15 protein-coding genes are annotated in these 14831 nt (G+C 72.2%); 10 read left to right on the top strand and 5 right to left on the bottom strand.

All coding sequences use genetic code 11. From position 1 onward, the window contains the following. Positions 1 to 112 precede the first annotated feature (112 nt). From ACYVLT_RS05805 to ACYVLT_RS05770, 8 genes are all read left to right on the top strand, one after another. On the top strand, positions 113 to 832 hold the full coding sequence (locus ACYVLT_RS05805) for an alpha/beta fold hydrolase (protein WP_461119045.1): 720 nt from the start codon (positions 113 to 115) through the stop codon (positions 830 to 832). Further along, entirely contained in the window at positions 829 to 2256 is a 1428-nt protein-coding gene (locus ACYVLT_RS05800; protein ID WP_461119044.1) for a sensor domain-containing diguanylate cyclase, read from the top strand. Before ACYVLT_RS05805 ends, ACYVLT_RS05800 begins: the two co-directional genes overlap by 4 nt. Positions 2257 to 2484: 228 nt before the next feature. Beyond that, positions 2485 to 3234, top strand: a complete 750-nt coding sequence (locus ACYVLT_RS05795; RefSeq protein ID WP_461119043.1) for an MHYT domain-containing protein — start codon at positions 2485 to 2487, stop codon at positions 3232 to 3234. Positions 3235 to 3254: 20 nt separating this feature from the next. Then, a complete protein-coding gene (gene mobA / locus ACYVLT_RS05790) occupies positions 3255 to 3791 on the top strand; it encodes a molybdenum cofactor guanylyltransferase (RefSeq protein ID WP_461119042.1) in 537 nt (178 codons plus the stop codon). 134 nt (positions 3792 to 3925) lie between these two features. Further along, positions 3926 to 4957 (top strand): AAA family ATPase, encoded by a 1032-nt coding sequence (locus ACYVLT_RS05785; protein ID WP_360465231.1) that lies wholly within the window; start codon positions 3926 to 3928, stop codon positions 4955 to 4957. A gap of 65 nt (positions 4958 to 5022) precedes the next feature. Beyond that, positions 5023 to 5904 carry a DUF58 domain-containing protein gene (locus tag ACYVLT_RS05780; protein WP_461119249.1) on the top strand — a complete coding sequence of 294 codons (882 nt, stop codon included), beginning with the start codon at positions 5023 to 5025 and terminating at the stop codon, positions 5902 to 5904. Further along, a complete protein-coding gene (locus ACYVLT_RS05775; RefSeq protein WP_461119041.1) occupies positions 5904 to 6869 on the top strand; it encodes a VWA domain-containing protein in 966 nt (321 codons plus the stop codon). The genes ACYVLT_RS05780 and ACYVLT_RS05775 overlap by 1 nt, the downstream gene beginning before the upstream one ends. A gap of 18 nt (positions 6870 to 6887) precedes the next feature. Next, positions 6888 to 7460: a DUF5655 domain-containing protein gene (locus ACYVLT_RS05770; protein WP_461119040.1), complete on the top strand. Its 573-nt coding sequence runs from the start codon at positions 6888 to 6890 to the stop codon at positions 7458 to 7460. 209 nt (positions 7461 to 7669) lie between these two features. Here the strand turns inward: ACYVLT_RS05770 and ACYVLT_RS05765 are convergent, their stop codons facing one another. Genes ACYVLT_RS05765 through ACYVLT_RS05755 form a run of 3 tightly spaced genes read right to left on the bottom strand, consistent with a single transcriptional unit; the run spans position 7670 to position 10593 of the window. Then, the gene (locus ACYVLT_RS05765; protein ID WP_461119039.1) at positions 7670 to 8554 is read right to left on the bottom strand and encodes a TAXI family TRAP transporter solute-binding subunit; all 885 of its coding nucleotides are present in this window, start codon (positions 8552 to 8554) and stop codon (positions 7670 to 7672) included. Beyond that, complete coding sequence (locus tag ACYVLT_RS05760) at positions 8551 to 9906, bottom strand: sensor histidine kinase (RefSeq protein WP_461119038.1); 1356 nt, start codon at positions 9904 to 9906, stop codon at positions 8551 to 8553. Before ACYVLT_RS05760 ends, ACYVLT_RS05765 begins: the two co-directional genes overlap by 4 nt. After that, positions 9907 to 10593 (bottom strand): response regulator transcription factor, encoded by a 687-nt coding sequence (locus tag ACYVLT_RS05755; protein ID WP_461119037.1) that lies wholly within the window; start codon positions 10591 to 10593, stop codon positions 9907 to 9909. Positions 10594 to 10644: 51 nt separating this feature from the next. Between ACYVLT_RS05755 and ACYVLT_RS05750 the strand changes: the two genes are divergently transcribed. After that, on the top strand, positions 10645 to 11379 hold the full coding sequence (locus ACYVLT_RS05750) for an ANTAR domain-containing response regulator (protein ID WP_461119036.1): 735 nt from the start codon (positions 10645 to 10647) through the stop codon (positions 11377 to 11379). A gap of 139 nt (positions 11380 to 11518) precedes the next feature. Continuing rightward, a complete protein-coding gene (locus tag ACYVLT_RS05745) occupies positions 11519 to 12232 on the top strand; it encodes a hypothetical protein (protein ID WP_461119035.1) in 714 nt (237 codons plus the stop codon). A 79-nt stretch (positions 12233 to 12311) separates the two neighbouring features. On the opposite strand, the gene ACYVLT_RS05740 is transcribed toward ACYVLT_RS05745, so the two are convergent. Both ACYVLT_RS05740 and ACYVLT_RS05735 read right to left on the bottom strand, forming a co-directional pair. Beyond that, positions 12312 to 13475, bottom strand: coding sequence for a DUF6801 domain-containing protein (locus ACYVLT_RS05740; protein ID WP_461119034.1), 1164 nt, complete (start codon positions 13473 to 13475; stop codon positions 12312 to 12314). Positions 13476 to 13545: 70 nt separating this feature from the next. Next, a complete protein-coding gene (locus ACYVLT_RS05735) occupies positions 13546 to 14784 on the bottom strand; it encodes a DUF6801 domain-containing protein (RefSeq protein ID WP_461119033.1) in 1239 nt (412 codons plus the stop codon). Positions 14785 to 14831 lie beyond the last annotated feature (47 nt).

Here is a 14831-nt window from a genome sequence, read left to right as displayed (position 1 = left end):
TCGGTGGTCTGAGGGAGGAAGTCAAAGTCCAGGGGGGACCATGACGGCCGGCCGCTTGATTCTCGACGACGGCGAATTGACCTACCACAGACGTGGCGAAGGACCACCGGTCGTGCTGCTGCACGCCGGTGGGCTCGGCAGCGTCACCTGGGACCGCCAGTTCGCCCTGTTGGCGCGAGACCACACCGTGATCAGGTACGACGCGAGGGGCCACGGCGAGTCGTCGCCGCCGACCGGTCCGTTCGCGCACCACGAGGACCTGCGGGACCTGCTGGACGGGCTGGGCGTCGAACGGGCGACGCTGGTCGGCCTGTCGCTGGGCGCCCGCACCGCGATCGACTTCGCGCTGGCCCACCCCGCCCGGGTGGCGGGTCTGGTGCTGGCCGGGCCGGGCATCAGCGGGATGGAGATCGAGGACCCGTTCATCCTCGACCAGATCGCGCGGATGCGGGCCGCCACGGGGGTGGACGAGGTCGCCGAGTGCCTGCTGCGGATGTGGGTGGACGGTCCGCACCGGGCACCGGACGAGGTCGACCCGCAGGTGCGGGAACTGTGCCGCGGGCTGACCGTCCACGCCGTGTGCAACCGCGCGTTCACCGTGCTCTCCGAGGAGTTGCACGCGGTCGACCGCGTCGCCGAGTTGGCCGCGCGGACGTTGGTGGTCGTGGGCGAGCTCGACTCCTCGGACATCCACGAGGTGGCCGACCTGGTGCTGGAGTCCGCGCCGCACGCGGAGAAGGTCGTCGTCGCGGGCGCGGGTCACCTGGTGAACCTCGACCGGCCCGACGAGTTCGACCGGGCCCTGCTGCGGTTCCTCAGCGCGTCGCGATGAGCGGCGGCTTCCACCAGGCGGTGCTCGAACGGGCCGACGCCGCCGTGCTGGTGGTCGATCCGAGCGACCTGGGCGTCCGGTGGGCGTCCCCGGCGGCCCGGCGGTTGTTCGGCGGCGCGTCCGGCCTGCTGCCCGACCTGGTGGCGACGGGCGACGCGGCGGCGGTCGGCACGTTCCTCCAGGCGGCGGGCCGCACGGGCGCGTCGCGGTGCACGTGCGCGGTGCCGGTGGAGGGATCCGTGCACCGGCGCGTGGACCTGGTCGCCCGCGACCTGAGCGCGGACCCGGACGTGCGTGGCCTGGTCGTGGTGGCCCTGGACGTCACCGGGTGGGCGGAGACGGCCGACGAGTTGGGCAGCCGCGTCAACGCCGACGCGTTGACCGGCCTGGCGAACCGCACCGGGTTCCTGCCCCGGCTGGAGCAGGCCGTGCGCGGCGCGCCGGGCCCGGTGCTGGTGTTCCTCGACCTCGACCAGTTCAAGGACGTCAACGACTGCCACGGGCACGCCGCGGGCGACCACGTGCTGCGCCTGGTGGCGTCCCGGCTGGCCGCGGTCGTGGCCGGTCGCGGCACGGCGGCCCGGCTCGGCGGTGACGAGTTCGTCGTGCTGCTCGACGAGTTGGACGAGGAGCAGGCGGTCGCCGCGGCGCGCGAGATCCTGGCCGTGATCGCCACGCCGGTGACGTTGGACGAGGGCGTGGTCCGGGTGTCGGTGTCGGCGGGCATCACGTTCGTCCGACCCGGTCACGGCGCGGAGGACCTGTTGCACCAGGCGGACCTGGCGATGTACCGGGCGAAGACGCTCGGCCCGGTCGGCGTCGCCGTCTACGACCAGGACCTGGAGGACTGGGCGCTGGCCCGCAAGCACCAGGTCGACCGGCTCGCCGAGCGGCTGGAGGAGTTGCACGCGGAGAACCGGGCGCTGGCCGAGGCGGCGACCATCGACCAGCGGACGGGCCTGCCGAACCCGGCGACGTTCGACGCCGACCACGCGCGCCTCAACCGCGTCGGCGAGCCGTACGGCCTGCTGCTGGTCGACATCGACCGCTTCCACAGCTACAACACGCTCTACCGCTACCTGGCCGGGCACGAGACGTTGCGCACGGTCGGCCAGGCCATCGACCGCGCCACCCGCGCGGGTGATCGCGCCTACCGGTACGGGGGCGAGGAGTTCACCGTGCTGCTGCCGGGCGCGCGGCTGGAGGGCGCGCTGGCGTTGGGCGAGCGGATCAGGCGGATCGTGGAACGACTCGGCCTGGAGCACCGCGGCAACACCGGCGGTGTGGTGACGGTGTCGATCGGCGCGGTGGAGGTGGCGCCCGGCGCGTCGGTCACCGACGCGGTGGAGGAGGCCAGCGTGGCGGTGCTGGAGGCCAAGGACGCGGGCCGCAACCGCGTGGTCGGCCGCCGCACGGGCGGTTGACGTCGGCCGGCCGCCGCATGGGCGGTTGACGTCGGCCGGCCGCCGCATGGGCGGTTGACGTCGGCCGAACTCGTGCCGCCACCCGAATCACCCGCACGGCGCGTTGTGTGGGCTGTTCAGTCCAGTCGATGATTACTCACGGTAGATAAATAGTCTAGTTCCATTGCGAATCAATGAATTCACCTGGGCCAACCTGGTGAATGTGATCACACCGCGTTAGTAAGGGGCGTGAACCACGACTCGATGCAGCACTTCTCCGACGGCCTCTCCACCCTCGTGCTCGCCTACGTCGTCTCCGTCATCGGCTCGCTCATCGGCCTCGCCTGCATGGCCCGCGCCCAGGCCGAGCCGTCCCGTGCGGCCAAGGCGCGCTGGACGGTGTTCGGCGCGTTCGCCATCGGCGGTGTCGCCATCTGGCTCATGCACTTCATCGCCATGCTCGGGTTCGACGTCCCCGGCACCGCGGTCAAGTACTCCGTGCCGCTGACCGTGCTGTCCGCCGTGGTGGCGATCGGGGTGGTCGGGCTCGGGCTGTCGCTGGTCACGCTCGTCCGGTTCACCAGGATGCGGCTGCTCGTCGCGGGCGCGCTGGCCGGGCTCGGCGTGGCGGGCATGCACTACCTGGGCATGTCCGCGCTGCGGTTCCGGGGCGAGATCTCCTACGACGGGGCGCTGGTCGCGCTGTCGTGCCTGATCGCGGTGGTCGCCGCGACCGCCGCGTTCTGGTTCACCCTGGTGGTGCGGACGAAGCCGGCCATGGTCGCGGCCGGGCTGATCATGGGCGTGGCCGTCACCGGGATGCACTACACCGGCATGGCGGCGGTGCGGGTCGGCACCGATCCGACGCTGCCCGCGCCGCAGGGCACGACCGCGTTCGACCTGGTGTTCCCGGTGTTCGTGACCAGCGCCCTGGTGGTGGCGGCGCTGCTCTGGATGCTCTTCACCGCCGACGACGACGCACTGGGCGAGACCGCTTGACCCGCGGCTACCGTGGGCCGGTGGTCTCCTGGGCGGCGGTGGTGCTCGCGGGTGGTCGGGGCAGCAGGCTGGGCGGCGTCGACAAGGCGTCGGTGGTGGTGGGCGGTCGCACGCTGCTCGACCACGTGCTGGACGCGGTCGCGTCCGCACGGCGGACCGTCGTCGTCGGACCTGCCAAGGACGACGTGCACGGCGTGACCTGGGCGCGGGAGGACCCTCCCGGTGGCGGTCCGGTCGCGGGCCTGGCGGCCGGGCTCGCGCACGTCGAGGCCGACCTGGTGGTGGTGCTCGCGGTCGACCAGCCGGGGATCACCCGGTCCACGGTCGACCGGCTGCTCGCGGCCGTCGGCGACACCGGCGCGGTGCTCGTGGACGACGAGGGGCGGTCGCAGTGGCTCATCGGGGCGTGGCGCACCGCGGCCCTGCGCCGCGCCCTGCCCGCCGACCCGCGCGACGCCTCGATGCGGTCGGTCCTCGGCCCGTTGGACCCGGCGACGGTCGTCGCTCTCCCGGGTGAGGCGCGGGACGTCGACACACCGCGCGACCTGACGCCGTGACGGTGGTCCAAGATCGGGCCGGATGGGCGTGAGCTGCATCGCTGCCCGATTCCGGCGTCGACCCCCTTCACAAGAGCCACACCGTCGGCAAGGGAGACTGGGCGGTAGTCGTACAACCATGTCGAGGAGGACCTTTGTCCGAGCCCGCCGCCCAGGCGCCCAACACGCCGGCTCGTGACGCCCAGTTGCTCGAACGGACCGTGTTCGAGGTCAAGCGGGTGATCGTCGGCCAGGACCGGCTGGTCGAGCGGATGCTCGTCGGCCTGCTGGCCAAGGGCCACCTGCTGCTGGAGGGCGTGCCCGGCGTGGCCAAGACGCTGGCCGTGGAGACGTTCGCGGGCGTCGTCGGCGGCTCGTTCTCCCGCGTCCAGTTCACCCCCGACCTGGTGCCCGCCGACATCCTCGGCACCCGCATCTACCGCCAGGGCAGCGAGACCTTCGACGTCGAGCTCGGCCCCGTGGTGGCCAACTTCGTCCTCGCCGACGAGATCAACCGCGCGCCCGCCAAGGTGCAGTCGGCGATGCTGGAGGTGATGGCCGAGCGGCACGTGTCCATCGGCGGCAAGACGTTCCCGATGCCCAACCCGTTCCTGGTCCTGGCCACCCAGAACCCGATCGAGAACGAGGGCGTCTACCCCCTGCCCGAGGCCCAGCGCGACCGGTTCCTGTTCAAGATCCAGGTCGAGTACCCGACGGCCGAGGAGGAGCGGGAGATCGTCTACCGGATGGGCGTCGAGCCGCCGGTGCCCAGCCAGGTGCTCGGCCCGGACGAGCTGGTCCGCCTGCAGGGCGTGGCCTCCCGGGTCTTCGTGCACCACGCGCTGGTGGACTACGTGGTGCGGCTGGTCATCGCGACCCGCGCACCCAAGGAGCACCAGCTCACCGACGTCGCCGGGTGGGTCGCCTACGGCGCGTCGCCGCGCGCCAGCCTCGGCATCATCGCCGCCGCACGCGCGTTGGCGCTGGTGCGCGGGCGGGACTACGTGCTGCCGCAGGACATCGTGGACGTGGTGCCGGACGTGCTGCGCCACCGCCTGGTGCTGTCCTACGACGCGCTGGCCGACGGCGTCCCGCTGGACCACATCATCACCCGGGTGCTCCAGACCGTGCCGTTGCCGCAGGTCTCGGCGCGTCCGCAGACGCCGCAGCCCGCGGGCAGGCCGTGACCGAGTCGACCCCGGCGACCCCCGAGCGGCCGAGCTGGGCGCCGCCGGCGCTGCACGGCGGCCGGATGGAAGCCGCGCTGCGCACGCTCGAACTGGAGGTCCGCCGCCGCCTCGACGGCCTGCTCCAGGGCAACCACCTGGGCCTGGTACCCGGACCCGGCTCCGAACCCGGCGAGGCGCGGCCCTACCAGCCCGGTGACGACGTGCGGCGGATGGACTGGGCGGTCACCGCCCGCACCACCGTGCCGCACATCCGCGAGACCGTCGCCGACCGCGAGTTGGAGACGTGGCTCGCGATCGACCTCTCGCCCAGCCTCGACTTCGGCACGGCCGTGTGCGAGAAGCGCGACCTGGTCGTCGCCGCGACCGCCGCGGTGGCGCACCTGACCCGCGGCGGCGGCAACCGGATCGGCGCGCTGGTCTCGACCGGCGAGGACCTCGTCCGGGTGCCCGCGCGCGGTGGTCTGGCGCACTCGCGCGGTCTGATCCGCAAGGTCGCCGAGACGCCGCGCGCGCCCGAGGGCACCCGCGGCTCGCTCGCGGAGGTGGTCGAGCAGCTGCGCCGCCCGCCACGCCGGCGCGGCCTGGTCGTGGTGATCTCGGACTTCCTCGGCGGCACGGAGTGGCAGCGCCCGCTGCGCGCGTTGTCCGCCCGGCACGACCTGGTGGCCATCGAGGTGATCGACCCCCGTGACATCGACCTGCCCGAGGTGGGCACGGTCGTGCTGGCCGACCCCGAGTCGGGCAGGCAGCGCGAGGTGGTCGCCTCACCGCTGCTGCGCCGCGAGTTCGCCGCCGCGGCGGCCGAGCACCGCGCCGACGTGGCCGCGGGCCTGCGCCGGGCGGGCGCCGGCCACCTGGTGCTGCGCACCGACTCGGACTGGATCGCCGACACCGTGCGGTTCGTCGTCGCACGCAAGCGCCGCTGGTCGGGAGGGGTCGCCTGATGAGCCTGTCCGGGTTCACCGCGCCGTGGTGGTTCCTGCTGCTGGTCGCCGTGGCGGGGCTGACCGCGTTCTACGTGGTGCTGCAACGCGTGCTGCGCAAGCGGACGCTGCGGTTCGCCAACCTGCCGATGCTGGAGAAGGTCGCGCCCAAGCGGCAGGGTTGGTACAAGCACGTGCCGGCGGCGTTGCTGATGGTCGCGTTCATCGTGCTGACCGTGGCGCTGGCCGGGCCGACCGCCGAGCAGAAGGTGCCGCGCAACCGCGCCACCGTGATGCTGGTGATCGACACGTCGCTGTCGATGAAGGCCACCGACGTGCAGCCGTCCCGGCTGGAGGCCGCGCAAGTGGCCGCCAAGTCGTTCGCGGACGGGCTCACGCCGGGCATCAACCTGGGGCTGATCTCGTTCGCCGGTTCGGCCACCGTGCTGGTCGCGCCGACCACCGACCGCGGTGCGGTCACCCAGAGCATCGACGGGCTCAAGCTGGCCCAGTCGACCGCGACCGGTGACGCGATCGTGGCGGCGCTGGCGGCGATCGACTCGTTCGGCAAGGTCGTCGGCGGCGCGGACGGTCCGCCGCCCGCGCGCGTCGTGCTGATGACCGACGGCAAGGAGACCGTCGGCACCCGTGACGCGTTCGACGCGGCCGAGGACGCGAAGAAGGCCGGCGTGCCGATCTCCACGATCTCGTTCGGCACCGAGGAGGGCGTGGTCGAGATCGAGGGGCACCGGCAGGACGTGCCGGTGGACGACGACTCGATGAAGGAGATCGCGAAGCTGTCGGGCGGCGAGTTCTTCAAGGCGGCGAGCGCCGAGGAGTTGCGCCGGGTGTACGACACGCTGGGCGAGCAGATCGGTTACGAGAAGAAGCAGGCCGACGCGTCGCGGCCGTGGGTCGTGCTGGGCACCGTGCTGGGGATGATCGCCGTGGCGGGTGCGCTGCTCTTCGGGCAACGTCTGCCCTGAACCGGCAGTATGTCGCCCGTGGTGGTGGCGGAGCACTGGCGGGAGATGGTCGACTGGTCCGTGGCGCTGCTGCGCCGCGGCACCGGCGAGGGCGTGCCGGAGTGGAATCGGCGGGTGCTCTCGTCCGGCCTCGACAACGAGCGTGACCTGCGGGTTTGGCTGAGCGGGCAGGGCGTCACCGGCTACCCGCAGATGCTGTTGGTGATGGAGCGGTTCGGCTACCCGGAGTTCATGAGCGGGTCGGCGGGCGAGCTGGTGGACGCCCAGTACGCCGACCGGCCTGAGCTGCGGCCCATCCTCGACCGGCTGCTGGCCGAGGCGGCGTTGCTGGGTCCGATGCACGTCCGGGCGCGCAAGGCGTACGTGGCGCTGGTGTCGCCGCGCCGGACGTTCGCCATCGTCAAGGCGACCACCCGTGAGCGGGTCGACCTGGGCCTGCGCCTGACCGGCCACGAGCCGTCGGGTCGCCTGGAACCGGCCGGCTCCCTGGGCAACGACACCATCACCCTGCGGATCGGCATCAGCAGTGCCGACGACGTCGACGACGACACCGTGCACTGGCTCCGCGAGTCCTACACCGCCAACTCCTGACCTCGAGAGTCCAACCCCCAACCCGCGCGAGTCCTACGTTCACGTCACGCGTGTCCTACGTTCGGAACACCCGAGTTCAACGCTCAGAACAAGATCGACTGTTCTGAGCGTTGAACTCGGGGTACGCGAACGTAGGACTCTCGCGTTCTGAACGTAGGACACGCGCGTTCTGAACGTAGGACTCTCGAGGGGAGGGGAGGGGAGGGGGGTTAGCCGTGGAGGGTGCGGTAGGTGGTGGCGGCGCCGGGGTGCAGGGGGAGGCCGGCGGTGCCGATCAGGCTGCGGACGTCCAGGAACTGGGTGCCCAGTGCCTGTTCGGGGACCAGGGCGGCGGCGCGGGAGATCAGGGTGCGGGTGATCGCGGCGGCCACCTCGTCGGCCAACGACGCCCGGCACACCAGCAGGTTCGCCACCCCGATCGTGGGCACCTCGCCGGTCGCGCCGTAGACCCCCACGGGCACCGGCACCTGCTCGTACACCGAACCGTGCGCCGCACGCAGGTCCGTCAGCAGGCCGGCCAACGGCAGCAGGCGGATGCCGGGCAGCCGGGCCAACATCGGCGTCGGCACGCCGCCCGACCACAGCAGCGCGTCGATCCGCCGGTCCGCCAACGCCTGCGTGGCGTCACCGAGCTTGAGGTGCGCCACCCGCACGGAGTCGCGCAGGTCGAGCGCGACGAGCATCCGCTCACCCGACAGCGACGCCCCGGAGCCCTCCGCGCCCAGCGACACCGTCCGCCCGGCCAGGTCGGCCGGCTCCCGCGCCGGGTCGTCCTCACGCACCACCAGCTGCAAGTAGTTCTCGTACACCCGGCCCAGCGCGCGCAGCTCCAACCCGGGATCGGCGACGCGCGCGGAGTCGGCCAGGGTGAGCGCGACCTGGGCCCCACCGGACGCCAGCAGCGCCAGGTTCGCCAGGCTGCCCTCGGTCTCCAGCGCCCTGGCACGCACGTCCACGAGCTGCCCGGCGAGCAGCGTGGCGAAGTCGAAGTACATGCCCCCGCGCTCACCGGCGGCGATCGCGAGCTCACCCGACGGCGCACCGGTCGTGCACCCGGCGGCCAGCAGCCCGAGCAGGAACACCCGCCGGTTCACAGCGCCGGCTCCAGCGGCAGGGTGACGCGGGCGGTGAACCCGTCCTCCGACGACAGGCCCAGCACGCCCTGCCGCGCCTTGACCAGCTGGTCCGCGATCGCGAGGCCGAGGCCGGTGCCGGGCCGCCCGGACCTCCCGCGCCAGAACCTCGACGTGGCCAACGCCAACTCCTCCCCGGTCAACCCCGGACCGTCGTCGTGCACCTCCACCCACCCCACGCCCGCCGCGCGGTCCGCGCCCAGCGACACCCGCACCGCGCCCCCGTACTTCACCGCGTTGTCCAGCAGCACGTCCAACACCTGCGCGAGATCCGACTCGGGGCAGCGCACCAGCACCGCCAACGCGGGCGTCACGGGCAGCGGCACCTGCCAGAACCCGGCCCGGTCCACCGCCACCGCGCCCACGTCGGCCAACTCCGGCTCACGCCCGCCCGCCGCGACCTCGGTGGCCACGCTCTCCGCCGCCGCCAACGCGAGCAGACCGTCCAGCAGCGACTCCAGCCGCTCGATCTCGGCCACGCCCGCCGTGTACGCGCGCACGCCCTCCGGTTTGACCTGGCCGCTCAACGTGTCCATGCGCAGCCGCAGCGCCGCCATCGGGTTGCGCAGCTGGTGAGAGGCATCCGCGATCAGCCGCCGCTGCTGGTCGGCGGCCTCGGTCACGGCGTCGGACATCCGGTTGAACGACTCCGACAGCTCCCGCACCTCCGGCGGCCCGCTGCTGCCCGGCACGTGCGCCCGCCGTTCCCCCGCGGCCACCGCGCGGACGCCGATCGCCAGCTCCGCCAGCGGCTTGAGCAGCCACCGCGTGACGGCCAGCACCAGCAGGATCGAGATGACCGCCGCCGCCAGCGCGCCGCCGAGCACCAGCAGCCACCGCGCGGTCACGTCCGCCGCCGCGCGGTCCACCGACGCCCGCAGCACCACCGCGCCCGCCACCCGGGTGCCCGTGCCGACCGGCCGGGCGAACACCACGTGCCCCGACGACCACGGCTTCACCGTCGGCACGGCCGGCGTCGGCTGGTTGCGCAGCGCGGCGTCCAGCACCTGCGCCAACGCGGGGTCGTCCGCGGTCAGGCCGGCCTGGGCCACCGGCTGCCGGCGCGCGTCGACCACCACCACGGGGTCGCCGTACAGCTCGACGTACGCGGTGACCTCGTCGACCAGGGCGGCGCTGTCACCGGTGGTCTCGGCCTGCTGGGCGAGCGCCGCGAACCGGTCCAGGTCGCCGGTGCGGGTCAGCACGAACCGCTGCGTGCGTTCGGCGGCCGTGGACGACAGCAGCGGCACGGCGAACGCGGCCACCGCGGCGGCCGAGAACAGCAGCAGCACCAGCAGCAGACGGCGGCGCATTCACGCACCGTCCGGCTTCTCGGCGTGGTCGAGGGCCAGCCGGTAGCCGAAACCCCGGATCGTGGTGAGCAGGCCGGGACGGGCCAGCTTGGCCCGCAGCCCGGCCAGGTGCACGTCCAACGACCGCGACACGGCCAGGTACGCGTCGCCCCACACCTCGTCCATGAGCTGCTGGCGGCTCACCGCCGTGCCCGCGCGGCCGGCCAACGCGGCGAGCACGTCGAACTCCTTGGTGGTCAACAGGACCTCCTCGGCGCCGACCACCACGCGCCGACCCTCCAGGTCGATCTCCACGTCGCCGACCCGCACCGTGCGGTCCTTCGGCCCGGTGAGCGCCGCGCTGCGCCGCACGACCGCGTCCATCCGGGCCAGCAACTCACCGAGGCGGACCGGTTTCACCAGGTAGTCGTCGGCGCCGAGGCGCAGGCCGCGCACGATCGACCGCTCGTCACCCCGCGCGGTGAGCACCAGCACGGGCACCGGCGACACCTTGCGGATCTTGCGCAGCACCTCCAGGCCGTCGGTGTCGGGCAGGCCCAGGTCGAGCAGCAGCAGGTCGAACCGGCGGTGGACCAGGAGCGCGTCCGCGCCGCGGGCCACCCGGCTCGGCCGGTGGTCGTTGGCCTCCAGTGCCTCGACCAAGGCGTCCGCGACCCCGTCGTCGTCCTCCACGAGCAGCACGCGCACCCGTCCACCCCCTTTGGTTGGGGCGATTATGGCGTTCGAGGTGTAGAACAAGTGCCTGTGAGCATTGACGAGCACGTGCCCGCAGTCCTCCTGGACGAGGCCAGCGAGGCGTTGGAAGAGCTTGCGGGCGTGCTGGCCGACGGCCAGACCCTCAAAGAGGCCCTTCAGCAGCTGGCCGAGTCGGCGTCGCGGGTCATCCCGGACGCCGAGAACGTCAGCGTCACGGTAGTGGGCGAGGAGGGTGCGGCCACCGTGGCCTGGACCGACGACAAGGTCGTCTCGATCGACGCCGACCAGTACGCGGCCGGCGACGGACCGTGCCTGGAGGCGTCCCGGGTCGGTCGGCCGGTGCGGGCCACCGTGGCGGACGGCCGGGAGCGGTGGCCCGGGTTCGCCGCCGCCGCCGAGAAGGCGGGTGTGCTGGCGTACCTGTCCGCGCCGATCATGCTCGAGGACGACGTGCTGGGCTCGCTGAACCTCTACGGCTCGCACGAGCGGGCGTTCGACCCGTTCGACGAGGCGTTGCTCCGGTTGTTCGTCACCGCCGCGTCCACCGCGATCACCGGTTTCCGCCGGTACGACCGGTCCCGTCGGCTGGTCGACCACCTCCAGCGCGCGCTGGACTCGCGCGCCGAGATCGACCAGGCCAAGGGTGTGCTGATGGCCGCCCACGGCGTCGACGCGGACGAGGCGTTCGGGATGCTGGTGGTCGAGTCGCAGCAGCACAACACCAAGCTGCGCGACGTGGCCCGCAACCTGCTCTCGTCGGTGCGAAGAACGCCGTGATTGTCACGTCGCTGACAAAAGCGGTATTCGAATTCTTGTTTTTCGCAACAGGCGTGAAGTGAACGGCCGCGGTGCTTCGACTTCCGGCTAGAGTGTGCGGGAAGAAAGGCGATTCCCCCATTCCGGTCCGAGGAGGAGCATGCGCAAGAACCGTGTCGCCGCGGCGGGTTTCGCTGTCGTGGTTTCCGCCGCGCTTTCCGCGTGCACCGACGGCCCGTCGTCCACGATGAGGACGTTCGACACGCCGCAGGCGCTGGCCGAGGCCAACCGGGTGGCCGCCGAGGGCAGGGGTTCGGTCACCGTCGACCTCGACCTCGCGACCAACGGCAAGGGCAGCTGCGGGTTGCGCACCGACGACTTCGCCGCGTCGTGCCGCATCTCCATCGCCGACGCCGAGGAGGTGGCGTACGTGATGGTGCCCGATGGCATCTTCGTGCGGATACCGCAGGGCCAGGCGCCGCAACCGGACAAGCCGTGGCTCAAGATCGACCCGGACGACCCGGACAACGCGCTGGGGCGGGCCATGGCGGACGTCGCCGTGCACGTCCGCGACACCGCCGACATCCGCAAGGCGCTGCCCGAGGGCGCGCGGATCGTGGAGAAGGCCGAGGAGTCGGTGTCCGGCAGGCAGACCGTCCGGTACACCGCGCACGTGACGGTGAACGGGCAGGCGTCGGTGCTGAAGCTGTGGGTGGACGAGCAGGACCTGCCGGTGAAGACCGAGGTGCGCACGCCGGTGGAGGGCGGTGAGCCGGTGCAGGTCGTGGCGAACTACCGCGACTGGGGCAAGCCGGTCGACATCACCCCGCCCACGCCGGAGCAGATCAGCGAGTTGCCGACGCTGCCCGGCTGACGCCTTGCCGGTGGATCGGCCCCCTCCCGCAGTTCTTCCTGTGGAGGGGGCCGATCCCGTTGTCCGGCGCGGAAGTCCGTCAGGCGCGACGGCGGGTGCGGCGCAGGTGGAGCAGGATGCCCGCGCCGACGGCGAGAAGGGCGCCGCCCAGCACGAGCGGACCCTGGATCGAGGGGCCGGTGTCGGCCAGCTTGCCGCTGTCGTTCGGGTAGGTCACGGGGACCGCGGCCGGTGTCGTGGTGGTGGTGGTCGTCGTGGTTGTCGTGGTCGTCGTGCTGCTGCTGGTGGTTGATGTGGTGCTACTGGCGCTCGTGGTGGTGGTGCGTGTGGGAGCGCTCGTGGTTGTGGACGTCGGTGTCGTCGTGGTGGACGTCGGCGTGGTTGTCGTGGTGGTCGGCTGAGTGGTGGTGGTCGTCGTTCTCGTTGTGGTGGTGGGACTTGTGGTCGTGGTGGACGTGGTCGTCGTCGGCTGAGTGGTTGTCGTGGTGGGACTGGTGGTGGTGGTCGTCGGGGACGTCGTCGTCGTCGTGGTGGTCGAGTCCGTTGTGGTGGTTGTGGGATCGGTCGTGGTCGTCGGGCTGGTAGTGGTGGTGGTCGTCGTCGTGGGGACGGTCGTCGTCGTCGTGGTAGTAGTAGTGGTGGCGTCCGGCTTCACGGTGAACTGGTACAGCTGCGTCGACTGGCCCGGCTTGAGGGTGCACGCCGAGGTGAACGTGCCCAGCCCGGTCTCCGAGCCGTCGGACTTGCGCGGCGTCAGGGTGGTCTCGAAGTTGCCGATGCTGATCGTCGTGGTCCCCGCGTTGGGGAAGCTCACGGGCGGGGTGCTGCCCGTGGCGACGGTGTCGAACGCACCGGCCGGCGGTACCGGCGTCTTCGCCACGGTCAGGTTCGGCACGATGTCCAGCGCGAAACCCGCGTTGTCGATCCGGGTCTGGGCCTTCGCCGTGCCCTCCACGGTCGCCGCGCCGACGAGCACGAGGCCCTGCGTCGCCAGGTCCGGCACGGTCGCGGTGGCCGTCACGCGGGCCTCCGGGATCGGGCTGCCCACCACCGCCTCGTCCGGCAGGTCGGCAACCACGATCTCGACGCTCATGTCCTGCGCCCCGATCAGCGGGAACGGGCAGTTGTAGACCAGGGTGAGCGTCGCGGTCGCGGCACTGCCGACGCCCGCGCCCCACAGGGCCGCGCCGACGACCACCGCCGCGGCGGCGGCCAGTGCGGCCACCCGGTGTCGCAGTCTCATGTCAGGTTCTCTCCTGGGAACGCCCCGAGCGGGCCGGCGACGTCGCCGGCCCGCCGCGGGGGAGGTGGGGTCACTGCTTGGCGATGTCGAGGTCCAGCGTGTTGCCCGGACCGGGGATGGTGCCGTTGACCACGGCGGTCACCAGACCGCACCGGTCGAACCGGCCGATCTCGTAAGTACCGGTGAGGCCGCCGCCGTTGAGCGGGTCGAAGCCCGGCTCGGAGGTCAGGTCGATGGTGCTCGGCGCGGCGGTCCGGCAGTGGTCGGTCGGCCGCACGACCTGGATGCCCAGCACCCGCACGTCGGTCAGCTTGATCCCGACGGTGGTGCGCGCGGTGACCGCGCCCGCGGTGATCGTGCCCGTCGTGCGGCCCTGCGGGATCATCCGCACGGTGGCCGTGGTCGGCAGGAAGCCGAACAGCTTGAACTTGCCGGACGCGTCGGGCAGCGCCAGGTCGCCCGCGAACTTGCCGCCCACCAGGTCGACCTCGGTGGCCAGCGTGCCCGGTCCGAGCGGCAGGTGGGAGTTCAGCTTCTTGATGGTCGACGAGCCGTTGACGCCGTAGGTGATCCGCAGCGGGTCGTTCGGCGCGGTAGTGGTGGTCGTTGTCGTAGTAGTCGGCTGAGTCGTGGTGGTGGTGGTGGTCGTCGTGGTCGGCTGAGTCGTCGTGGTGGTCGTGGTCGTGGTGGTCGGAACGGTCGCCGGTGTCACGGTGAACTGGTAGAGCCGCGTGTTCTGGTCCGGCTTGAGGGTGCAGTCGGAGGTGAACGTGCCCAGGCCCGTCTCGCTGCCGTCGGCCTTGCGCGGCGTCAACGTGGTGCTGAAGTTGCCGACCGTGATGGTGGTGAGGCCCGCGTTGGCGAAGGTGATCGGGGGAGTGCCGCCGGTGGCGACGGTGTCGAACGGGCCGGACGCGGGCACGTTCGTCTTGGCCACCACCAGGTCCGCCACGATGTCGTGCGGCGCGCCCACGTTGTCCACCACCGTCCGCGCCTTGGCGGTGCCCTCCACGGTCGTGGCGCCGACCAGCGTCAGACCTTGCGTCGCGGTCGCCGGCACGGTCGCGGTGGCGGTCACCTTCGACGCCGGGATCGGTTGACCGACCACCGCCGAGTCGGGCAGGTCGGCCACCTCGATCCGGACGCTCATGTCCTGCGGGCCGATCAACGGGAACGGGCAGTTGTAGACCAGGGTCAGGCTCGCGGTGGCGGCCGTGCCGGTGCCCGCGCCGGCGAACGCCACCGAGCCCACGACCGCCGTGGCGACCGCGAGCGCGCCGACGACCGAACGACCAGTTCGTTCCAGCATGTGCATCTCCTCGTCGAGAGCAGTGCGGAAAACAGGGCTTGCGCTGT

This window comes from Saccharothrix stipae (genome assembly GCF_054781895.1).
This window is presented reverse-complemented; position numbering and strand designations above follow the sequence as displayed.